The organism is Streptomyces sp. NPDC107498 (assembly GCF_055582805.1).
On sequence record NZ_JBVJPE010000013.1, the window covers coordinates 151,001 to 172,639 of the forward strand.

Genomic DNA, 21,639 nt, shown 5'->3' on the forward strand with positions numbered 1-21,639 from the left:
TGTGAAGGATGCTCTTCTTGCGTTCCAAACCGGGGTTGTTCACCTCTCGATCACGCTTGTCCACCACCCTCACCACCGCCCTCACCTCCGTCGCCGCCCTGGCCGTTCTCGGAGGTGTGGCCGTCCGGCCCGACCTGGCCGTGCGGGACACCGAGCCGGACATGGTCGCCGTGGCCGACTCGTACGACGGCTACGACGTCAAGGCGGCGCAACAGTTGCGCGAGGACCAGTGCCTGGGCACCGAGGCCCTGCGCATGGGTGGGCCCAACCTCTTCGCTCTCGCGCAGAGCGCCCTCGTTCTTCCGCCCGACCAGCTTCACAAGAAGTTCCAGCGGAACATCTTCAGCAGCGAGACGACCCCGCTGCGCGAGGCCGCGGACGCGGACCGGGTCATCGCGGACCAGTGGCTCGACAAGGTCCGGAAGCAGGGCTACGCGTGGTCCAGCGCCGCCGATCTGGATCCTTTCCCCAACCGGCCGCGGGACCCGGACAAGATCTTCGACAAGACCGGGATGAATCCGTGGCTGTACCAGTCGTACTGGGATCCGATGGAGGTGTTCAACCCCTTCTACGACCCCTCGCCCACCGCCGACGACAAGACGAAGGCCGCGGCCCTCGCGATCGGCGACGCCCTCTACACCAGCGGCGGGACGCCGCAGGAGAAGGAGGCGTGGGCGCTGTGGAAGAAGAACTCGGGGAAGATCGAGCCCGACCAGTACTTCGTTCCCCGGGTGTTCGCCGATGACGCCCGCATCTTCCTCGCCTCCGGCGGCTTCCCCCGCACCGCTCCGGAGCCGGGCACCCCGGAGTTCCGGATCGCGGTCGAGGACCTGAAGGCCCGCTTCGGAGCCTGCGGCTGGCACGACCCGATCGACCCCAACCGGGTTCTCGGGAAGCAGGTGGCGCAGGCGGCGGCCGAGTGGCAGCAGGAGATCGGCGGCCAGGCCACGCAGCGGCAGCAGATCCTGACCGCCGGCAAGGACGCCACGAAGGCGCTGCAGGACGGCACCTACGCCCTCAGCATGCTCGTCGGCCAGTCGTGGCTCGCCGACTACTACACCCGCTGGCAGGACCACTGGACCCCCGGTGGCCTGGGCTGGATCGGCAACGGCTACACGGTAGTCGAGGTGCCGGGCGCGCCGGGCAAGTGCCTGGACGTCCAGGGTGGTGGCAAGACCAACGGAACGCCGGTCCAGATCCACACCTGCAACAACTCCGCCGCGCAGAAGTGGCAGCTCGAAGGCAACGAGGAGGACCTGCACCTCCGCAACGTCAACTCGTTCAAGTGCCTGGACGTGGCCGGGAACGCGTCGACCAACGGCACGAAGATCCAGATCACGGACTGCTACACCACCAAGGGCCAGTCGTGGAAGGGCGATGTCCGTGCCGCCTCGCCCCTGAAGAGCACGACCACGGGCAAGTGCCTGGACCTGAGCGCCTTCGCCCTCGGTACGGACGCGCGGCTGTGGGACTGCAAGGGGACCAGCGCGCAGAAGTACCTGATCAAGCCGACCGGGGAGAAGGGCGCCGGCAGCACCCCGTACCCGGTCAAGGCGCAGTTCGACGCCGCGAAGAAGGGCCTCGCCGACGCGCAGGCGGCCGCGAAGCCGTACTTGGCCACGATCAGGGCCCGACTGGAGAGCGCCAAGAAGTCGGCCGCCGCCTCCGACGCGGCCGTGCAGGTCGCGTACGGCATCGCGGACGCCGCCGGCGCCCCGCGCGGCCGGGGCCTCCTGGTCGGCCAGCAGAAGGCGCAGGTCACCAAGGGAGCCGTCGCCGCGCTGACGGCCATGGTGAAGGCCGGCGAGACCGCCGAGGCCGCCACCAGGGCCGCCGCGGGCGACAGCGCGACCATCACGCAGCGCGCCGTCGCCCAGACCGCGCAGGTCAACGCCGAGTTCCGCAAGGAGGCCGCGCACACCGCCGAACTGCAGGCGAAGGCGGCGGCCGACGGGGCCAAGCTGCACCGCGACAACGCGAAGAAGGACAAGGAGACGGCGGAGGCGAAGCTCGCGCTCGCCCTCAAGGCCGAGGGCGACGCCAAGGCGGCCGCCGCCGACGCACACGCCAAGCGCCTCGCCGCCGAGTCCCAGGAGGCCAAGGCGAAGGCGGAGAAGGACATCGCCGCCGCCAAGCAGAACGAGGCCGCTCAGCACAAGGAGAAGGCCGACGCGGAGGCCGTGAAGGCCGAGGACGCCAGGAAGGCGGCCGAGACCTCGGAGGCCACCGCGGTCGAGAAGAAGAACGCCGCCGTCAAGGCCCGCGACAACGCCAAGGCCGAGCGGGACGACGCGTGGGAGGCCGAGCAGAGGTCCGACGCCGCCCGCGCCAGGGCCGACGCGAAGGAGGCCTACGCCCAGGCCCACGAGTCCGACGGCTACGCCGAGGAGTCCCGTAAGGCGGCCGACGCGGCCTGGGCGCATGCCGACGACGCGGAGGCGGCGGCCGGACGGGCACGCGGCGAAGCCGACGCGGCGACCCGCGCGGCGGCGGAAGCGGACGCGGCGGCCACCCGCGCCGAAGCGGCCGCCAAGCGGTCCCGCGCGCACGCGGACGCCGCCCAGGCCGCGAAGCTGAAGGCCGACGCCGCGGTCCGGACCGCCACCAGCGCCGCCGCCGACGCCATCGCGGCGAGCGACCACGCCGCCGGCGAAGCCCGTACGGCGGTCGCACTGGCCGACGAGGCGGAGCGCAAGGCGAAGGACGCCAGGACCCAGGCGGACGCGGCCTCGAAGGAAGCCGCGAACGCGCGGGCCGCGTCGGCGAAGGCCGCCGGGTTCGCCCACGTCACCGCCCAGGCGGCGGTGGACGCCGGTGCGGCGGCCGCCCAGGTCGCCAAGCCCGCGAACGACGCGATCCAGCTCGGCTCCCCCTACGCCACCACGGACGCCGGCGCGGCTCTGGTGGTCCTGACGGGCCAGGCGTCGAAGACGATCGCCGAGCAGCAGAAGGCCGTCGCCGACGCCCACGCGAAGAACGCGCGGACCGAGGCGGCCGCAGCCAAGAACCTTGCCGACACGGCCACGGGCGACGCCAAGCAGGCGTACGTCCACGCGGCCAACGCCGCCGGGTACGCGGCGGACGCCCGCGGCTACGCCAAGGAGGCCCTCGGCTACGCCGCCGACGCCGCCGACGCGGCGTCGAAGGCCGGCGCCTCCCTGGCCCGGACCCTGGAGTACGACCGGCAGGCCGCCGAGGACGCGGCCGCCGCGGACAAGGCGGCCGGGCGCGCCGAAGGGTACGCCCGTGCCGCCCGCGACTCCGCCGACCAGGCGTCGCTCGACGCCGAGGCCGCCCGCCAGGCCGCGTCCCGGGCCGAGCAGTCCGCCAAGGACGCGCGGGCGGCGGCCGACCGGGCCGACACCGCCGCGACCGAGGCGGAGAAGGCCGCCGAGGAAGCCCTGAAGTTCGCGGAGGAGGCGCAGGCGGCGGCCGACCGGGCCGAGGCCGAGCAGAAGAACCACTCGATCGCCGACGGCGGGACCACCGGCGTCGGCGGCGTCTTCTACGTCGTCGACAAGATGGCCCCGGTCGGCGAACCGGAGATCAAGAAGAAGGAGAACTGCAACGTCATCGTCCATGTGGGCGACTGCGTGATGACCGTCGTCCTCCACTTCGACGCCTACATCGACCTGTACCTGTGCACCGCGGAGGACATGCCGGCGACCGAGACCGGCTGCCCGCCGGAGGCCACGGTCTTCCTCGGCGCGGACGTGCTGAAGGACCAGAAGACCGAGGTCACGCACACGCTGTCGATGGCCGAGTTCAACTCGGGAATCGACCCGGTGAAGATCATCCTCGGTGACTTCATCGAATGCGCGAAGAAGATCGCCCCCGGCGGCGAGCCGGGCAGCTGGGCCGGGTGCGCCTGGGCCGCGACCTGGTTCGTCCCCGGCAAGGCGTACAAGGCGATCGGGGACGCGCTCCACGCGCTCAACGCCGCCCTGCACACGGGGGTCGGCGTCCGTGAGGCGTTCAACGCGCTGCGCGCCCTGGAACTCGACCCGGCGACGATCGCCCGGCTCGAGGAGACCGTCAACGTCTACGAGGACGTGTTCACCGCCTGCGAGCGGAACAGCTTCCCGGGTTCCACCCGCGTCCTCATGGCGGACGGCTCCCACCGGGCGATCCGCGAGGTGCGCGTCGGGGACCGGGTGCTCGCCACCGATCCCCGGACCGGGAGCCTGCGGGTCCAGGGCGTGACGGACACCTACCGCCACGACACCGAGCGCCTGGTGGACGTCTCCGTCGCCGGCGGCCGGCTCACGAGCACGATCGGGCACCGGTTCTTCGTCCCCGGCCGCGGCTGGACCGCGGTCGCGGACCTGCGCGTCGGCGACCGGCTGCGCACCCCGCAGGGCACGGAGGAGACCGTCACCGCGCTGCGGGACCGCTCGGGCCTCGCGCCCCGCACGGTGTTCGACCTCACCGTGGACGGACTGCACACGTTCTACGTCCGTCCGCAGGGTGAGCGGACGCGGGACGTCCTGGTTCACAACTGCACCGACATCATCGCGGACGAGGGCCTCCTGGAGGCGCACACGCTGAGGGAGCACGTCGACAAGAACAACGCCCAGATGCAGGCCAAGGCCGACGGATCGGTCGGCGGCGTCGCGGGCAGGTGGAGCAGCAAGCAGAAGGCCGCGAGCGCCGTCAAGCAGGCCATGGAGGAGTGGATCAAGCAGCCGGGCAACGCCCAGAAGCTGACGGTCTGGGCGAACAAGCAGGCCCAGAAGATCGGTAAGAAAGGCCGGTTCGATCCGGGGACCGATCTCCTTTCGATCCGGTGGCAGCTCAGGAACGAGGGATCGCTCGGGCAGGTGTGGCGCAAGGGCGGCGACAAGGACGCCCCCGAGGCGGCGGGCAACAGCGTCCAGATCATGCTGAGGTTCGCGCCGAGGGTGCCGGGGGAGGGGCAGCACGCCCAGAAGTACGTCGTCTACACGGCGTACCCCCTCCCGAACTAGGACGATGACCATGGAACGGGCTCCCTCACGCCGAGGGGGCCCGTTCCGGACAGGAGGTCGGTGATGACTCGCACGCGCGAGGTCTACTACTTCGATCACCCGGAAGACTTCGGGCTCAGCCGCCTCGCCGGCACGGTGTACTCCCGAACGACGCTCCGTCTCGACGGGCCGGTGGTGCTCGCCCTCGCCCTGGCGCAGGTGGACGGCGACGACCGCCAGCTCGGCGCGGACCTGAGGCTTCTGCTGGACTCCCCGCTGCCGGACGAGGTGTTGCACTCCGTGTGGCTCGCGGCCGTTCGGCGCTGTTTCGACCCCGTGGAGGAGGGCGCGGACACGCGTGCCTGGTTGCGTCGGCTCTCGGAAGCGTGCCCTTCCCTCGTACCGGAGCGCGACCCGTACGAAGCGAAGGTCCTCGACGAAGCCCGGCCGGTGGTCCCGGAGGAGGAGCTCCGCACGGCCGTGGCGGTTCGGATCGAGTCGGCCGCGGCCGGACTCGCGCGTCACGTGGCCGTACGGGACATCGCGCCAGCGCTGCTGCGGGTCGTGCGCGAGGCGGACGCCGACCTCGGGTTCCGGTTGTTCCTGAGGGTGCTCAAGGCGTATTCCGTGCCGGTCGACGAGGCCCTGTACGAACGGTTGCGGGGCATCGGTGACCTCCTTGCCTATCCGCTGGACGCCGTCTGCGAGGGGCTGAACGTGCGCTGGCCCCCGCTCGACCCGGGCCGACGCGACTTCGCGTTCGGCCGGTTCGGCCTGCCGTTCCTCGCGGCGGTCTTCCGGGGTACGGAGTGGGAGTACCTGGGCACCGTCCGGGAGAACATCCGGAGCGTCATTGACGGCGATCACGGGACCGTCCCCGGCTCGTCGGCGGCGGTGCTCCTCGAGGACGCGCAACGGCTCCTCGGCTCGTCGCTCTCCGACGAGGGGATCACCATGCTGTGGCGCACCGTGGCACGGCGTCAGTACGTCGACGGCGGATTCGACTCCGACGGGCGAGCATGGCTGGAACAACTGGTCCTGGTGTGCCGGGAGCGCCTGGCAGAGGTCGATCCCGTCTACGCGCCGCTTCTGTCCGCTCCGCGGAGCGAGTTGACGGAGGCCGTGCTGCGGGAGGTTCGGGAGGCGGCTCGCGCAGACGCGTTCGAGGCTCTGGGTGTGACACCGCTCCTTGAGGACGTGGTCACGACCGTCGATCCCGACCTGGGCTTCCGCTTTCTCCTTCAGCTGCTCGCCGCGTACGACGTCCCTGTGAGCGGCGCCCCGCGGACGCGTTACCAGGAGCTCGCCGAACGTCTCGGCTACAGCCCGGATTACCTGGAGGACCGACTGCCGGAGCCGGACGAACAGGACTGACGGGTCAGGCTCCCGTCAGGACCGCCCGCAGTCTCCGCACCCCCGCCTTCCACTCCTCCCCGTCCGACTCCTCCCAGAGCTCCAGGAGTTCCGACGGTTCCGTGAGGATCCGGTCCAGGGCCTCGGCGGCCAGTGGGCGCAGTTGCGCCGGGAGTTCGGGCAGCGGTTTCTTCGGGGCGTACGAGGTGGTGACCGGGTCGCCGCCGGGGCACTGCGCCGCGACCAGGGCCGCCGAGGCGACGGCCTCCACCGCCAGGTCCGCGTCGAGGTACTCCTCGCCCGTCCCGGTCACCTCGCGGAAGGCCGCGAGCAGCACCTCGGCCCGCTTCTCCTCCGGGGCCTCGTCCACCCGGTACGAGAAGTCCGCGGCGGTGTCGTTGTCGAAGGGGCCGATGTCCCAGGTGCCCATGGCGTGCTCTCTCTCCGGAGTCGTTCAGGTCTCCGGGGATCGTGGCAGGCGCCACTGACAGTCAGTCGTCGGCGATGCCGAGGTCGATGCGCATGACCACCCTCATCGCCGTCACGGAAGGCCAGACCTTCTCATGGAGTTCCGGTTCCATGGCCGCCAGTTCGGCCGCGTACGTGGAGGGGGCCGCCGCGTACTTCCTGAGCTTTCCGTAGGCCTCGTTCAGGCGGGCCTTCGCCTGGCCGGACGCCCGCGCCACCGTGTTCGGGGCGATCATCTGGGATTCCGCGTAGCTGTCCCGGTAGGTCGCTCGGGCCGCCTCCAGGTTCTCCAGGGAGGCGACGACGTCCTCGCCGCGTCGTATCGCGTGGAGATGGTTGTTCATCGCCGTCAGGTACTGCCGCGCGGCGGTGTTCAGCGTGATGTAGCAGGTCCGTCGGCGCTCCAGGCTCTCGCGCTCCCGCTGCCGGTCCAGCTCCGCCCGGAGCTGCTCCTCGGCATGGGTCCGTTCCTCGCGCCGCTGCTCGGCGGCTGCCTGCAGCTCCATGCGCTTCGTGCGGTCCGCGCGGTTCTGCGTCAGCAGCGCGGCCCCCAGTGTCCCCGCCACGCCGACCACCGCGATCAGCAGTGCCGTCAGGCTTCCGCCCATGATGTCCCCCTGTGTGTCCGGCACAGTCTCCCAAGCGGATGGTGTCAGGGTCTGGGGCCTTCGAGGTTCTCGATCATGCGCTCCAGGACGCGGACGGCGGTCCCGTACTCCTCCGGCGTGATGCCCTCGACGGAGCGGGTGCGGAACGCGGCCACGCGTGGGGCGACCTCGGTCAGGCGGCGGGCGCCGTCGGGGGTGAGGGCGAGCCGGCCCGGGGCCGGGCGGGACGCCCAGCCGTCGGCGAGGACGGTGTCGGTCGCGGCGGTGAGGGTGGCGGCGTCGGCGTTGGCCGAGAGGACCGACAGGACCTCGGTGTCGGTGATCCCGTCGTCCCCGCCGTCCTCGACGACGTTCAGGACCTGCCAGGCGACACGGGTGAGCCCGAACTCCCCGAGCGTGCCGTCCATGACGCGGGTGAGCGCTTCGTCGGTGCGGTTCAGCAGATGGCCGAGGGGTCTGGGTTTGGGCTTGGGCGTCATGCGGGGCTCTCCGGGCGGTGGTGGGGGGCTGTCAGGGGCGGGAGGGCTCCGGTGTCAGTATCGACGGCCAGTCCTGGGTCGTGGCCCAGTCGTCGAAACCCTGCCAGCCGACCTCCGGGAACTCGCGGCGCAGTCCGGCGACGTCGACGTCGAGGCCGGTCGTGGTGAAGTACGAGAACATCGCGGCCAGGTCCGTGGACCGGGTGCGCACCTGGGCGAGCGGGACCTCCTCGTACGAGACCGGGCGGCCGAGGGCGGCGGCGAGGATGCCGGTCATCTCCCCGGGGGTGCGCTCGTCGGAGGCGATGTCGATGCGCCGGCCCGTGAAGTCCCCGCGGCGCCCGAGGGCGAGCGCGGCGAACGCGCCGATGTCCCGCGAGGAGACGAGGGCGAGCGGGCGGTCGGCCGGCATCGGCCAGGCGAAGGTCCCCTCGCGCAGCCCGTCGGCGGTCCAGCCGCCGGCGTAGTTGTCCATGAACGCCGCCGGGCCGATCACCGTCCAGGGCGTGCCGGAGGCGCGGAGGTGGTGCTCGACGGCCCGCTTGCTCTCGTAGTGCGGGACGCCGGTGTCGCGGTCGGCGTGGGCGACGGAGGTGAGGACGACGTGCCCGAGGCGGGCGGTCGCCGCCGCGTCGACCAGGGTCCTGCCCTGCCGGACCTCCGCCTCGGCGCCGATCCCCTCGAAGGCGGTGACGGCGAAGAGGGAGTCGGCGCCCGCGAGGGCGGCGTCGAGCGAGGGGCGGTCGTCGAAGTCCGCGTACCGCACCTCGGCGCCGAGGGCGCGCAGGGTCTCGGCGGCGGGTGACGCGGGGCGGCGCGTGAGGGCGCGCACCCGGTGGCCCGAGGCGAGCAGGCTGCGGGCGGTGGCTCCGCCCTGGGCTCCGGTGGCTCCGGTGACGGCGACGGTGAGCATGGGTCCCCCTGGAAAATTAGCTGCGTAATGCGGTCTCTGCGTGACGAAGAAGACTCTACCCCGGTTTCCCTGCGTCATGCAGACTTCCGCGAATCGGTTTTCTGACCTTCCGTCAGAATGAAACGTGTTCTAGTCTGCCGCGCATGGGCATCAGCATGGGCACCAGCATGGGCACCAGCTCGGGCACCAGCTCGGGCATCGCCATCACGCACGAACAGCGGGAGCTCGCCCGATCCGTCCGGGGCTGGCTCACCCGCGCCGTACCCCCCGAGGAGGTCCGCAAGCACCTGGACGTCCCCGACACCGCCACCGGCCGGCCCCCGTACTGGGACGCCGCCGCCGAGCAGGGGCTCCTCGGGCCGCACCTCCCCGAGGAGCACGGCGGCGGGGGCGGCGACCTCGGGGACCTCGCCGTCGTCGTGGAGGAGGCGGCGCGGGCCCTGCTGCCCGGGCCCTACCTGCCCTCCGTGCTCGCCGCCGAGCTCCTCCACCGGTGCGGGCGGCACGAGGCGGCGGGCACGCTCGCGCGGGGGGAGCGGATCGGGGCCGTCGCCCTCGGCGGCACCGGCACCCTCACCGCCGTCCGCACCGCGAGCGGATACCTCCTCGACGGCACCGCGCCCCCCGTCCTCGGCGGCGCCCAGGCCGACCTGGTGCTCCTCCGCGCCGCCACCGCCGACGGCTCCGTCTGGCTCGCCGCCGACACCGACGGCCTCGCCGTCCGGCCCCACGAGAGCGCCGACCCGACCCGCCCCACCGCCGAGATCACCGCCCGCGCCGCCCACGTGTCCGCCGCGCGGGCCCTGGACCTCGACACCGCCCTCGTCCAGGACCTCGCCGCCGTCCTCTTCGCCGCCGACGCCTGCGGCACCGCCGCCCGCGCCGTCGAGACCGCCGCCGAACACGCCCGCACCCGCGAACAGTTCGGCCGGCCCATCGGGCGGTTCCAGGGCGTCAAGCACCTCTGCGCCGACATGCTCGTCCGGCTCGAACAGGCCCGCGCCCTCACCTGGGACGCCGCCCGCGCCGACCAGGACGGCCAGGAGGGCGCCCGTCCCCTCACCGCCGCGCTCGCCGCCGCCACCGCCCTCGACACCGCGTACACCTGCGCCAAGGACTGCATCCAGATCCTCGGCGGCACCGGCTTCACCTGGGAGCACGACGCCCACCTGCTGCTGCGCCGCGCCCTCGTCGCCCGCCAGCTCCTCGGCACCGGCGACCACCACCGGCTCGCCGCCCTCCGGCACGCCGTCGCCGGCGTCCGGCGCGGCCTCCGCCTCGACCTGCCGCCCGAGGCCGACGCGTACCGGCGCGCGGCCCGCGAGGCCGTCGCCCCCGCCGCCGGGCTCGACCCGGCCGCCGCCCGACGCGCCCTCGCCCCCATCGGCTACGCGGCCCCGCACCTCCCGGAGCCGTACGGGCTCGGCGCGGGCCCCCTCCAGCAGCTCGCCGTGCAGCGGGAGCTGGACGACGCCGGGATCACCGTCGCCGGACTCGGCATCGCCACCTGGGTGGTGCCGTCCCTGCTCGCCCACGGCACCCCGGCGCAGCAGGCCGAGCACCTCGGTCCGACCCTGCGCGGCGAACGGCTCTGGTGCCAGCTCTTCTCCGAGCCCGGCGCGGGCTCCGACCTCGCCTCCCTCCGCACCCGCGCCGAGCGGACGGAGGACGGGCGCTGGCGGATCAACGGCCAGAAGGTGTGGACGAGCGCCGCCCAGTGGGCCCACCACGGCATCCTGCTCGCCCGCACCGACCCCACCGCCCCCAAGCACCAGGGGCTCACCTACTTCCTCGTCGACATGCGGAACACCCCCGGGATCGACGTCCGGCCGCTCAAGGAGATCACCGGGGACTCCCTCTTCAACGAGGTCTGGTTCGACGACGCGATCCTCCCCGCCGACGCCGTCGTCGGCGAGGTCGACGACGGCTGGCGGGTCGCCCGCAACACCCTCGGCAACGAGCGCGTCCACATGGCCGACCAGGTCGCCTTCGACACCGGCCTCGAAGCGCTCATCGCCCGGGCCGGGACGGTCGACAGCTCCGTGCGCGTACGGATCGGGGCCCTGCTCGCCGAGGCGCACGCGCTCGCGTGCATCGGGCTGCGCACCACCCTGCTCCAGGTGTCCGGGCTCGAACCCGGCGCGGGCGCCAGCGTCCGCAAACTCGTCCAGACCCTCCACCAGCAGAGACTCGCCGAACTCACCCTCGAACTCCTCGGCCCCGAAGGCGCCGTGCGCGAGGGCCCCGGCGAACGGGCCGTCCACGGACTGCTCATGTCCCGCTGCCTCACCATCGCGGGCGGCACCACCCAGGTACAGCTCAACGTCGTCGCCGAGCGCCTGCTCGGCCTCCCCAGGGACTGAGAGGGCACACGATGAAGGCGTACGTCGTCGGCGTCGGAATGACGAAGTTCGAGAAGCCGGAGACCCGGGACTGGCAGTACTGGGACATGGCCCGCGAGGCGGGCACCGCGGCCCTCGCCGACGCGGGCGTCCCCTACGCGCGCGTGGAACAGGCCGCCGTCGGCTACTGCTTCCAGCCCTCCACCGCCGGCCAGCGCGCCGTCTACGAGCTCGGGCTCACCGGCGTCCCCGTCTACAACCTCAACAACAACTGCGCCACCGGTTCCACCGCGCTCATGACCGCCCGGCAGTTCGTCGAGGGCGGCGTCGCCGACTGCGTCCTCGCCCTCGGCTTCGAGAAGATGAGCCGGGGCTCGCTGGGTGGCGGGGCGGGGGCCGGGGACTTCTCGACCTCCCCCGTCGCCCGGCACTACGGCATCATGGCCGCCGCCCACGGCTTCGAGACGTCCCCGCCCACCGCCCAGATCTTCGGCAACGCCGCCCGGGAGCACATGGAGCGGTACGGGACGACCGAGGCGCAGCTCGCGGCCGTCGGCGCCAAGAACCACCGGCACTCGGCGAACAATCCGAACGCCCAGTTCCAGGACGTCCACACCGTCGACGAGGTCCTCGCCGCGAAGACCGTCCACCGGCCCCTGACCAAGCTCCAGTGCTCGCCCACCTCCGACGGCGCGGCCGCCGCCGTCGTCGTCTCGGAACGCTTCGTCACCGAACACGGCCTGCAGAGCCGGGCCGTGGAGATCGCGGGCCAGGCGATGACCACCGACACCGAGGACTCCTTCGCCTCCGGCTCCTGCGTCGACGCCGTGGGCCGCCCCATGTCCCGGGCCGCCGCCCGCCTCGCGTACGAGCGCTCGGGCCTCGGCATCGAGGACGTGGACGTCGTCGAACTCCACGACTGCTTCTCCGTCAACGAGCTGCTGACCTACGAGGCGCTCGGCATGTGCGAGGAGGGCGCCTCCGGGAAACTCGTCGAGTCCGGCGCCACCACGTACGGCGGGCGCTGGGTCGTGAACCCCTCCGGCGGCCTCATCTCCAAGGGCCACCCGCTCGGCGCCACCGGCCTCGCCCAGGCCGCCGAACTGGTCTGGCAGCTGCGCGGCGAGGCGGGTGCCCGGCAGGTGGCGGGGGCCCGCGTCGGCCTCGCCCACAACATCGGCCTCGGCGGCGCGGCGGTGGTGACGCTGTTGCGGAAGGCGTAGGGGGCGTAGGGGGGCGTAGGGGCATAGGGGGGCGGAAAGGGCTCAGAGCCAGCCCTGCCGGCGCGCCGCCCGCACCGCCTCCATCCGGTTGCGCGTGCCCGTCTTGCCGATCGCCGACGAGAGGTAGTTGCGGACCGTCGACTCCGAGAGGTGCAGGGACGCGGCGATGTCCGCGATCGTCGCGCCGTCCACCGAGGCCGCCAGGGCGTCCCGCTCGCGCCCCGTCAGCGGGTTCGGGCCCGCGCCGAGGGCCGCCGCCGCGAGGGCCGGGTCGATCACCGTCTCGCCCCGCAGCACCTGCCGGACCGCCTCGGCCAGGTCCTCCACGGGCCCGTCCTTGACGAGGAAGCCCGCCGCGCCCGCCTCCATCGCCCGCCGCAGGTACCCCGGCCGGCCGAAGGTCGTGAGGATCAGCACCTTGCAGTCCGGCACCTCGCTCCGCAGGTCCGCCGCCGCGTCCAGACCCGAACGCCCCGGCAGTTCGATGTCGAGCAGGGCCACGTCCGGACGCGCGACGAGCGCCGCGTCGACGATCTCGTCCCCCCGCCCGACCTGCGCGACGACCTCGATGTCGTGCTCCATCCCGAGCAGCAGGGCCAGCGCCCCTCGCATCATGCCCTGGTCCTCGGCGAGTAGCAGTCTGATCATTCCGTGGGTTCCCCCTCGTGCGGTGCGGAGGTCTCCACGGGGAGCTCCGCGGTGACCCGGAACCCGCCCCGCGGAGCCGGTCCCGAGTCAAGGGTGCCGCCTGCCGCGGCGACCCGCTCGCGCAGGCCGCGCAACCCGCTGCCCGGGGTGCCGGTCGCCGGGCCGCGGCCGTCGTCCGTGACGGTGAGGCGGACCCGGTCGGCGGAGCCGGTGAGGTCGATCTCGCAGCGGGACGCGCCGCTGTGCCGCACCGCGTTGGTCGCCGACTCCCGCACCACCCAGCTCAGCAGGGCCTCCGTCTGGGGCTCCAGGAGCGGGCCCGAGCGGCGCACGACCGGTTCGATGCCGGCGGAGGAGAGCGCGTCGCGCGCCCGGTCCAGCTCGGTGGCGAGGCTGCCCTCGCGGTAGCCGGTCACCGCCTCCCTGATCTCGGTCAGCGCCTGACGGCCCACCGACTCGATGTCCGCGACCTGCGCCAGGGCCGCGTCCAGGTCGTGCGGGGCGAGCCGCCGGACGACCTCCGACTTCACCACGATCACCGAGAGCGTGTGGCCGAGCAGGTCGTGCAGGTCGCGCGAGAACCGCAGCCGCTCCTTCTCCACCGCCGTACGGGCCAGCTCCTCCCGGGTCGCCCGCAGCTCCCGGACCGTCTCGTCGAGGGCGAGGATCGCCGCCGTCACCATGATCGAGATGAACGTGCCGTACACGACGCCGAGGGAGCTCCAGTCGTCCTTCCAGAACGTCACCACCCCGGCCGCGACGACCACCGGGAACGCGATCAGGGGCAACAGCCTGCCCCGCCGGACCACCGCGCCGACCGCGAGTCCCAGGAGCGGGAAGAGGAGCAGCCACTCCCGGCCGTAACCGATGGCGAGGGCGAAGGTGAGCGCGCCGAGGGCGGCGAGGAGCCACCAGGTCGGCGGGGCCTCGCGGCGGGCCCGGTCGAAGGCCCGGAAGACGATCGCGATGTAGAGGGAGTTGAAGGCGAGCAGCCCGAGGCCGCCGATCCACGGGTTGGGCGCGTCCCCGCCGAGGAGGTGGGAGAGCGCGCCGACGCCCATGAGGAGCCAGGGGAGGAGGCTCAGTCCGCTCGGGCCCCGGTCGGAGCGTTCCCGTGCCACTGCTCTGCACCGCTGCCATCTCGTCATGCCCGCTCCCTACGCCGTCCTCGTCGAACGACGGTACGAGACCGCCGCGTACGTGCCGAACAGGGCCGCCCAGGCGACGATGACCGCGAGCGCCGTCGCGCCCGGGGCGTGACCGCCGGCCACCGAGACGCCGATCTCGGCGAAGCGGTTGGTCGGGGTGTACGCGGAGAGGGAGCGCAGCCAGCCGGGGAAGAGGCTCACCGGGAACCACAGGCCGCCGAGGACCGCGAGGCCCAGGTTGCAGGCGATGTTCGCGACGCCCGTCGTCTGCGCGGTGAGGCGGTAGCCGTTGCCGATGCCGAGGAGCGTGAAGGGGAGCGAGCCGAGCCAGAGGGCGAGCGCGACCACGGCCCACTGCCAGGCCGCCAGGTGGACGCCGTTGAACAGGCCGCCGGCGAGGAGGACCCCGAGGATCGCCGGGAGCACCACCACGGAGCCGGTCAGGGCGCGGCCGGCGACGACCTGGCGCGGGGACATCGGGGTGATCCGCAGCTGCCGCAGCCAGCCGGACCCCTTGTCCTCGGCGACGCCGGTGCCGATCGACAGGGCGGCGCCGAGCGCCCCGTACGCCGCCATGCCGACCATGGAGGCGGCCTTCCACTCCGGTTCGTCCTGGCCGCCGAGATTGGTGAAGAGGAGGTACATCATCACCGGGACGGCGACGGTGCCGATGGCGAACCCGGTGTCGCGCAGGGTGCGGCGGACTTCGAGGCGTACGTACGCGGTGATCATCGGGTCGTCTCCAGGGGGCGGGCGTGCGCGGTGAGGGCGAGGAAGGCGTCGTTGAGGGACACGGGGGCGACTTCGAGGCCCCGGATCGCGTTCCGTTCGGCGAGCGCGCGGACGGTCGCGTCGGAGTCGTCGGTGCGGAGCCGGGCGCGGTCGCCGCGGATCTCCACGGAGGTCACTCCGGGGAGCAGGTGCAGGTCCTCGCTGGGGGCGCCGGCCAGGTCGAAGGCGACGGAGCTGCCGCCGGCCGCGCGCTTGAGCTCCTCACCGGTGCCGTCGGCGAGGACGCGGCCGGAGTCGATGACGACGATCCGGTCGGCGTGGGCGTCGGCCTCCTCCAGGTAGTGGGTGGAGAAGAGGACGGTGTTGCCGCGCCGGGCGTAGCCGCGCATCGCGTCCCAGAAGACCTCGCGGGCCTCGACGTCGAGGGCGGCGGTGGGCTCGTCGAGGACGATCAGCTCGGGGTTGCCGGCGAGGGCGACGGCGAAGCGGACCCGCTGGACCTGGCCGCCGGAGAGGCGGTCGACCCGGCGGTCGGCGAGTTCGGTGAGGCCGGCGAGCGCGAGGGCCTCGGCGACCGGCATGGGGTCGGGGTAGGTGCGGGCGACGAAGCCGACGAGCTCGCGGGCGGTGACCCGGGGGACCGGGCGGCCGTCCTGGAGCATCGCGCCGGTCCGGCCGGCCGCGACGGCGCGGGCCGGGGCGTCGCCGAAGAGCCGCACCTCGCCGCCGTCGGGCTCGTCGAGGCCGAGGAGCAGGCCGATGGTGGTGGACTTGCCGGCGCCGTTGCGGCCGAGCAGGGCGACGGTCTCGCCGCGCCGGATGGCGAGGTCGACGCCGTCCACGGCGCGGACCGCTCCGAAGGACCGGGTGACTCCGGTGAAGGCGACCGCTGTCTCGTTCTTCATGGGGACGACGCTACGGAGCGGGGGCCACGGCCCGGCAGGCGTGGATGTACGGACATGGCCGTGACAAATGTCCCGGGTGCCGCGCCCCGAAGGGTTTCTGACACGGTGTCAGGAGGGTTCACAACTCCTGCCGGCTCGGCTATACATGGGGTCCACCGACCTAGAACGCGTTCTAGAACGGGCGCGTACGGGACGGTCCCCGCACGGCCTCGGTGCGGCCGACGGTGCGGACGGCCGCGCCGAGGTCTTCCACGGAACGAGGAGCAGCAGCCCGATGCCCATCGACCCCGCCAAGGCCGTCGCCGCCGAACCCCGCAGCGCCGAGATCGCCTGGGACCACAAGGACGTCCAGCTCTACCACCTGGGCCTCGGGGCGGGCGTCCCCGCGACCGACCCCGACGAGCTCCGCTACACCCTGGAGTCCCGCCTCCACGTCCTGCCCAGCTTCGCCACCGTCGCGGGCGCCGGCATGGGCGTCGTGGGCGGACTCTCCGCCCCCGGCATCGACATCGACCTCGCCGCCGTCCTGCACGGCGGACAGTCGATCACCCTCCACCGGCCCCTCCCCACCGGCGGTCGGGCCGTCTCCACCTCCCGCGTCGCCGCCGTGTACGACAAGGGCAAGGCCGCCGTGCTCGTCCTGCGCTCCGAGGCCGCCGACGAGGACGGGCCGCTCTGGACCAGCGACGCCTCGATCTTCGTACGCGGCGAGGGCGGCTGGGGCGGCGACCGGGGCCCCTCCGAGCGCCTCCCGGTCCCCGACCGCGCGCCCGACGCCGACGTCGAGCGGCCGATCCGCGAGGAGCAGGCCCTGCTCTACCGGCTCTCCGGGGACTGGAACCCGCTCCACGCCGACCCCGAGTTCGCCAAGCTCGCCGGCTTCGACCGGCCGATCCTGCACGGGCTCTGCTCGTACGGCATGGCCCTCAAGGCGGTGGTGGACACGCTGCTCGGCGGAGACGTCACCCGCGTCCGCTCGTACCGCACGCGCTTCGCCGGGGTCGTCTTCCCCGGCGAGACCCTGCGCATCCGGATGTGGGCCGACGACGGCCGCGTCCAGGTGACGGTGACGGCCGTGGAGCGCGACGACGCCCCGGTCCTCGCCGACACCCTCGTCGCACACTCCTGACCGCTCGACCACCCGACCGTCCGAGGGAGCCGCACCATGCGCGCAGCCGTACTGCACGAGATCGGCCAGGACAAACTCGAAGTCCTCGACGACGTCGAGGCGGTGGGCTTCGGCCCCGGCAAGGTGCGGATCCGGGTGAGGGCCACCGGGCTGTGCCACTCCGACGTCTCCGCGATGAGCGGCGTCCTGCCGCAACCCGCCCCCTTCGTCCCCGGCCACGAGGGCGCCGGCGAGATCCTCGACGTCGGCGACGGCGTCACGGGCCTGAGCGAGGGGCAGCGGGTGCTGCTGTGCTGGCTGCCCGCCTGCGGTGGCTGCCCGTCCTGCAGGCGCGGCCAGACCCAGCTGTGCCTGGCCGGCTTCATGAACGCCGGCACGCCCAACTTCCGGCGCCCCGGCGGAGACGTCTTCGGCTTCGCCGGCACCGGCACCTTCACCGAGGAGGTCGTCGTCGACGCGGGCTGCGCCGTCCCGATCCCCGACGACGTGCCCTTCGACATCGCCGCCCTCATCGGCTGCGGCGTCACCACCGGCCTCGGCGCCGCCATCAACACCGCCGGGGTGGAGGCCGGTTCGTCGGTCGCCGTCATCGGCTGCGGCGGCGTCGGCATCTCCGCGATCCAGGGCGCCAGACTCCAGGGCGCCGCCCAGATCGTCGCCGTCGACCCCGTCGAGTCCCGGCGCGAGGCCGCGCTGACGTTCGGCGCCACCGAGGCGGTCGCCCCCGAGGCGCTCGCCGACGCCCGGCAGCGGATCACCGGCGGCGAGGGCTTCGACTACGTCTTCGAGGTCGTCGGCAAGTCCGCCACCGCGCGCACCGCGTACGAGACGACCCGGCGCGGCGGCACCCTCTGCGTCGTCGGCGCGGGAGCCCTCGACGACTTCCTCCGGCTCAACATGTTCGAGCTGTTCTTCGACGAGAAGCGGATCCTGCCCTCGATGTACGGGGGCGGGGACGTGCTCCGCTCGTACGAGCGCGCCATCGCGCTCTGGCGGGCCGGCCGCATCGACCTGGAGTCGCTGATCACCCACCGGGTGCCCCTGGCGGGCATCAACGAGGCCCTGGAGCAGATGCGGACCGGCGCGGCCCTCCGCACCTGCATCGAGATCTGAGAGGACTGCGGTCATGTCACTGCCTCTTGAGGGGCTGAGCGCGATCGTCACCGGCGCCGGGCGCGGTCTGGGCCGCGCCGAGGCCCTGGAACTGGCCCGGCTCGGCGCCGCCGTCGTCGTCAACGACTACGGGCAGCCCGGCCGCGACGGCTCGGGCGAGGCCTCCGCCGCGCCCGCCGAGGAGGTCGCGGCGGAGATCCGCGCGGCGGGCGGCCGGGCGGTCGCGCACCTCGGCGACGTCTCCGACTTCGGGACGGCGCGGGCCCTGGTCGACCTGGCGGTGGCCGAGTTCGGGAAGCTGGACGTCCTGGTCAACAACGCGGGCATCCTGCGCGACCGGATGGTCTTCTCGATGAGCGAGGACGAGTGGGACTCGGTCATACGCGTCCACCTCAAGGGCCACTTCAACACCACCCACTTCGCGGCGGTGCACTGGCGGGGCCGCGCCAAGGCGGGCGGGGGCGGCGTCTACGGCCGCATCGTCAACACCTCCTCGGAGGCCTTCCTCGCGGGCTCGGCCGGCCAGCCGAACTACGCGGCGGCCAAGGGCGGCATCGTGGGCCTGACCACCTCGTCGGCGCTCGCGCTCGCCCGGTACGGGGTCACGGCGAACGCGATCTGCCCCCGGGCCAGGACGCGGATGACCGAGGACGTCTTCGCCGGCTTCGGGGAACCCGAGGAGGGTGGGCTCGACCCGCTGTCCCCGGACCACGTGGCCCCGCTCGTCGGCTACCTGGCGTCCCCGGCGGCGGCCGGGGTCAACGGACAGCTGCTCGTCGTGCACGGCGGAATGGTGGCGGTCGTGGACCGGCCGAAGGTCTCGGCCAAGTTCGACACGGCCAAGGAGGTGTTCACGTACGAGGAGCTGGACTCCCTCCTGACCCCGCACTACGCGTCCCGCCCGGCGGGCGAGACCTTCGCGGCGACGGAGGTGCTGGGTCTGAAGAGGGGCTGAGCCACGGGGGTGGCGGTGGGGAAGGGCGAAGGGCCCCGGGGTCGTCCCCGGGGCCCTCCGTCGTGCTTCCCGTACCGTTCCTACTGCGCGTGGGCGTCGGCCTCGCGGCGGTGCCGGCCGTGCGGCGAGGACGTGGAGTCCTCCGCCGGCGACGCCTGACCGCGGTGCTTCCCGGAGCCGTGCGACTCCGTACCCTGCGTACTTGCTTCGGACATGCTGGAACTCACCCCGTACGTCTTGCTCTTGCTGTGCGGCCGTGAGTCTAGCCAGCGGGCCTGCGGTCCGTCAGGGGAGCCTGCTGCAAGGGCACCGGGCGGCACACCCGGGGCTCCTCGACGACCACCGGGCCGGGCTCGGGCTCCGGCGGCACCTCCAGCCCGGCGAGCCCGCACGGCACCTCGGCCGTCGCGTACGGCAGCCGCAGCACGCCCTCGGCCGTCCACAGGCCCGCCCCGGCCAGCCAGCCCTGCGGCGCCGCCAGCTGGACCATCCGGCGGGACGCGGGCTGCCAGGTGCCCACCCAGCTGCCGCCCGCCGCGTCGATCCGCAGCGCCACCGCGCAGCCCTCCGGCATCAGCACCTGCCCCGGCTGCACCGCGAACGGCGTCACCGCCGCGTCGTCGAGCCGCAGGCACTCGGGGAACCGCACCGGCAGCAGGCTCCCGAGCACGCCCCAGCCGAGCCGGTCGTGCCCCGGCGCGTCGGAGCGGATCAGGAGCAGTCCGCTGTCCGGGTCCGCGAGCAGCAGCCGGTCGTCGCTCTCCTCGGTGATCTGGAGCAGCGGCGTCACCTCCCCGCCCCGCTCCAGGTCGACGGCGACCGCCTTCACCGGCCCGTCGTCGAGCCGCCGGTCGAGCGCGAGCATCCGGCCCGTGCGGTCGAGCCACACCCCGCCCGTGCAGCGGCCCTTCACCTCCGCCACCTGCTCCGGCCCGAAGGCCCCGCCCGCCACCAGCCACAGCGTCGTCGTGTCGGGGCCGACGCACATCGCGTACGCGCAGATGCCGTCCGGCGAGGGCGGGAGCAGCACCAGCCGCTCGGAGCCGGGCGCCTCCACCGCGCCGAGCCGGAGCTCGCCGGTGGCCGGCCCGGTGGGGTACAGCAGCGAGAACGTGTTCCGTCGCCCGTCGACGCGGCGGGCGACGAGGACCCGGCCGTCCGCGAGGGGCAGCAGCCGGGTGCCGGGCTCCTCCGGCTGGTCGAGGGGGAGCGGCACGGCGTACGGCTCGGGGCCGTCGAGGGTCCACCTCTCCACGTACAGGGCGTCGCCCCCGCCCGCGAGCCTGGCCGCGTACGCGCCGTTGGCCGTGATCGTGAACCCCGTCGGCCATCCGGCGTCCCCGCCCTGCTTCCCGGCGCGGTCGTCGTCCTCGGCCGTGGTCTCGATGGCACACGCTGTCATCGACTCGTCACCTCCAGCGACGAAGCTAGTTTTCGCACTTCCAGCCGAACAACACGAGCCCGCCCACTTCACACATAAGGGTGGCCGTCCGGCGGTTCGGCTGAGGGGGAGGGGGTGGTTGTGCTGGAGTGGCCCATGGCGAGTAAGGTAAGGCGAACCTAAGTGGAGGTTCTGCCTCCGCTGGGCCGTGCCCGCACGCCCCGCCAGGACGACCCCTACAGGAGCCTTCTCATGTCCCTCCGCCGCCGCGGCACCGCCGCCGCCGTCGCCCTCGCCGCCGCGCTCTCGCTCGCGGCCTGCGGAGGGGGCGACGGGTCCTCCGGCCCCGCCGGGAAGGAGGACGCGGCCAAGAAGAAGGACGTCGCCACCGGCGGCAAGGACTTCGGCGACGCCGCCGCCAGGACCGCGGCCATGGGCACCGACGCGAAGCCCGGCCGGTTCCCCCGCACCCTCACCCACGCCCTCGGGAAGACCGAGATCGAGGCCGCCCCCAAGCGGGTCGTCGTCCTCGACGTCGGCGAGCTCGACAACGTCGTCTCCCTCGGCGTCAAGCCCGTCGGCTACGCCCCCTCCGAAGGCGACGACGGCATCCCCGGCTACCTCGCGAAGGACGCCGGCACCCCGAAGTCCGTCGGCACCATCAACAACCTCAACCTGGAGGCCATCGCCAACCTCCAGCCCGACCTCATCCTCGGCAGCCAGCTGCGCGCCGCCGACAAGTACGACGAACTGTCGAAGATCGCGCCCACCGTGTTCTCCGTCCGCCCGGGCTTCACCTGGAAGGAGAACTACCTCCTCAACGCCGCCGCGCTCGACAGGACCGCCGAGGCGAAGACGAAGCTCGCCGCCTACGAGGCCAAGGCGAAGCGGCTGGGCGCGGACATCGGCCCGGACAGGCCGACCGTCTCCATGGTCCGCTACCTCCCCGGCAAGATCCGCCTCTACGCCAAGGCCTCCTTCATCGGCACGATCCTGGAGGACGTCGGCCTGCCCCGGCCGAAGAACCAGCGGATCGACGAGCTCGCGGCCGAGATCAGCCCCGAGCGGATCGACGAGGCCGACGCCGACTGGATCTTCACCGGCGTCTACGGCGACGCCGAGGCCACCGGGAAGGACGCCGCCCAGGCCAACCCGCTCTGGAAGAACCTCAGGGCCGTCAAGGCCGGCCGGGCCGAGGACGTCCCGGACGAGACCTGGTACCTCGGCCTCGGCGTCACGGCCGCCGACAGCGTCCTGGACGACCTGCGCGCGGACCTCGTCGAGTAAGGCGGGGTC

At 73.2% G+C, this 21,639-nt stretch carries 18 protein-coding genes; 8 read left to right on the plus strand and 10 right to left on the minus strand.

Translation table 11 applies throughout. The features are described 5' to 3' along the window. Positions 1 to 56 precede the first annotated feature (56 nt). Positions 57 to 4,967, plus strand: coding sequence for a ricin-type beta-trefoil lectin domain protein (locus tag ACZ66Z_RS23335; RefSeq protein ID WP_469936877.1), 4,911 nt, complete (start codon positions 57 to 59; stop codon positions 4,965 to 4,967). Between the two features lie 63 nt (positions 4,968 to 5,030). Then, on the plus strand, positions 5,031 to 6,320 hold the full coding sequence (locus tag ACZ66Z_RS23340; RefSeq protein ID WP_469936879.1) for a hypothetical protein: 1,290 nt from the start codon (positions 5,031 to 5,033) through the stop codon (positions 6,318 to 6,320). A 4-nt stretch (positions 6,321 to 6,324) separates the two neighbouring features. Here the strand turns inward: ACZ66Z_RS23340 and ACZ66Z_RS23345 are convergent, their stop codons facing one another. The 4 genes from ACZ66Z_RS23345 to ACZ66Z_RS23360 form a co-directional block, all read right to left on the minus strand. Beyond that, a complete protein-coding gene (locus ACZ66Z_RS23345) occupies positions 6,325 to 6,729 on the minus strand; it encodes a DUF4259 domain-containing protein (protein WP_469936881.1) in 405 nt (134 codons plus the stop codon). 61 nt (positions 6,730 to 6,790) lie between these two features. After that, positions 6,791 to 7,375, minus strand: a complete 585-nt coding sequence (locus tag ACZ66Z_RS23350; protein ID WP_469936883.1) for a hypothetical protein — start codon at positions 7,373 to 7,375, stop codon at positions 6,791 to 6,793. Positions 7,376 to 7,419: 44 nt separating this feature from the next. Beyond that, positions 7,420 to 7,854, minus strand: coding sequence for a MarR family winged helix-turn-helix transcriptional regulator (locus tag ACZ66Z_RS23355; RefSeq protein WP_469936885.1), 435 nt, complete (start codon positions 7,852 to 7,854; stop codon positions 7,420 to 7,422). Positions 7,855 to 7,885: 31 nt separating this feature from the next. After that, positions 7,886 to 8,767 carry an NmrA/HSCARG family protein gene (locus tag ACZ66Z_RS23360; RefSeq protein ID WP_469936887.1) on the minus strand — a complete coding sequence of 294 codons (882 nt, stop codon included), beginning with the start codon at positions 8,765 to 8,767 and terminating at the stop codon, positions 7,886 to 7,888. 143 nt (positions 8,768 to 8,910) lie between these two features. Here ACZ66Z_RS23360 and ACZ66Z_RS23365 point away from each other — a divergent pair, with 143 nt between their 5' ends. Both ACZ66Z_RS23365 and ACZ66Z_RS23370 read left to right on the plus strand, forming a co-directional pair. After that, positions 8,911 to 11,130, plus strand: a complete 2,220-nt coding sequence (locus tag ACZ66Z_RS23365) for an acyl-CoA dehydrogenase (protein WP_469936889.1) — start codon at positions 8,911 to 8,913, stop codon at positions 11,128 to 11,130. An 11-nt stretch (positions 11,131 to 11,141) separates the two neighbouring features. After that, entirely contained in the window at positions 11,142 to 12,332 is a 1,191-nt protein-coding gene (locus ACZ66Z_RS23370) for a lipid-transfer protein (RefSeq protein ID WP_469936891.1), read from the plus strand. A 42-nt stretch (positions 12,333 to 12,374) separates the two neighbouring features. Here ACZ66Z_RS23370 and ACZ66Z_RS23375 read toward each other — a convergent pair whose 3' ends face one another. The 4 genes from ACZ66Z_RS23375 to ACZ66Z_RS23390 are packed head-to-tail and all read right to left on the minus strand — an operon-like array spanning position 12,375 to position 15,765. Then, positions 12,375 to 12,980, minus strand: coding sequence for a response regulator (locus ACZ66Z_RS23375; protein ID WP_469936893.1), 606 nt, complete (start codon positions 12,978 to 12,980; stop codon positions 12,375 to 12,377). After that, positions 12,977 to 14,128 carry a sensor histidine kinase gene (locus tag ACZ66Z_RS23380; protein WP_469936896.1) on the minus strand — a complete coding sequence of 384 codons (1,152 nt, stop codon included), beginning with the start codon at positions 14,126 to 14,128 and terminating at the stop codon, positions 12,977 to 12,979. The genes ACZ66Z_RS23375 and ACZ66Z_RS23380 overlap by 4 nt, the downstream gene beginning before the upstream one ends. Positions 14,129 to 14,137: 9 nt before the next feature. Continuing rightward, positions 14,138 to 14,860, minus strand: a complete 723-nt coding sequence (locus ACZ66Z_RS23385; RefSeq protein ID WP_469936898.1) for an ABC transporter permease — start codon at positions 14,858 to 14,860, stop codon at positions 14,138 to 14,140. Continuing rightward, positions 14,857 to 15,765 carry an ABC transporter ATP-binding protein gene (locus ACZ66Z_RS23390; RefSeq protein WP_469936900.1) on the minus strand — a complete coding sequence of 303 codons (909 nt, stop codon included), beginning with the start codon at positions 15,763 to 15,765 and terminating at the stop codon, positions 14,857 to 14,859. Before ACZ66Z_RS23390 ends, ACZ66Z_RS23385 begins: the two co-directional genes overlap by 4 nt. 274 nt (positions 15,766 to 16,039) lie before the next feature. On the opposite strand from ACZ66Z_RS23390, the gene ACZ66Z_RS23395 reads away from it, so the two are divergent. Genes ACZ66Z_RS23395 through ACZ66Z_RS23405 form a run of 3 tightly spaced genes read left to right on the plus strand, consistent with a single transcriptional unit; the run spans position 16,040 to position 18,962 of the window. Continuing rightward, complete coding sequence (locus tag ACZ66Z_RS23395; RefSeq protein ID WP_469936902.1) at positions 16,040 to 16,894, plus strand: MaoC/PaaZ C-terminal domain-containing protein; 855 nt, start codon at positions 16,040 to 16,042, stop codon at positions 16,892 to 16,894. A 36-nt stretch (positions 16,895 to 16,930) separates the two neighbouring features. Next, on the plus strand, positions 16,931 to 18,007 hold the full coding sequence (locus ACZ66Z_RS23400) for a Zn-dependent alcohol dehydrogenase (RefSeq protein WP_469936904.1): 1,077 nt from the start codon (positions 16,931 to 16,933) through the stop codon (positions 18,005 to 18,007). Between the two features lie 13 nt (positions 18,008 to 18,020). Beyond that, positions 18,021 to 18,962 carry a 3-oxoacyl-ACP reductase gene (locus tag ACZ66Z_RS23405; protein WP_469936906.1) on the plus strand — a complete coding sequence of 314 codons (942 nt, stop codon included), beginning with the start codon at positions 18,021 to 18,023 and terminating at the stop codon, positions 18,960 to 18,962. Between the two features lie 80 nt (positions 18,963 to 19,042). Here the strand turns inward: ACZ66Z_RS23405 and ACZ66Z_RS23410 are convergent, their stop codons facing one another. Both ACZ66Z_RS23410 and ACZ66Z_RS23415 read right to left on the minus strand, forming a co-directional pair. Further along, positions 19,043 to 19,177: a hypothetical protein gene (locus ACZ66Z_RS23410; protein ID WP_469936908.1), complete on the minus strand. Its 135-nt coding sequence runs from the start codon at positions 19,175 to 19,177 to the stop codon at positions 19,043 to 19,045. Between the two features lie 47 nt (positions 19,178 to 19,224). Continuing rightward, positions 19,225 to 20,364: a hypothetical protein gene (locus ACZ66Z_RS23415; RefSeq protein WP_469936910.1), complete on the minus strand. Its 1,140-nt coding sequence runs from the start codon at positions 20,362 to 20,364 to the stop codon at positions 19,225 to 19,227. Between the two features lie 231 nt (positions 20,365 to 20,595). Here ACZ66Z_RS23415 and ACZ66Z_RS23420 point away from each other — a divergent pair, with 231 nt between their 5' ends. Beyond that, positions 20,596 to 21,630, plus strand: coding sequence for an ABC transporter substrate-binding protein (locus tag ACZ66Z_RS23420; protein ID WP_469936912.1), 1,035 nt, complete (start codon positions 20,596 to 20,598; stop codon positions 21,628 to 21,630). The last annotated feature ends 9 nt before the right edge of the window (positions 21,631 to 21,639 follow it).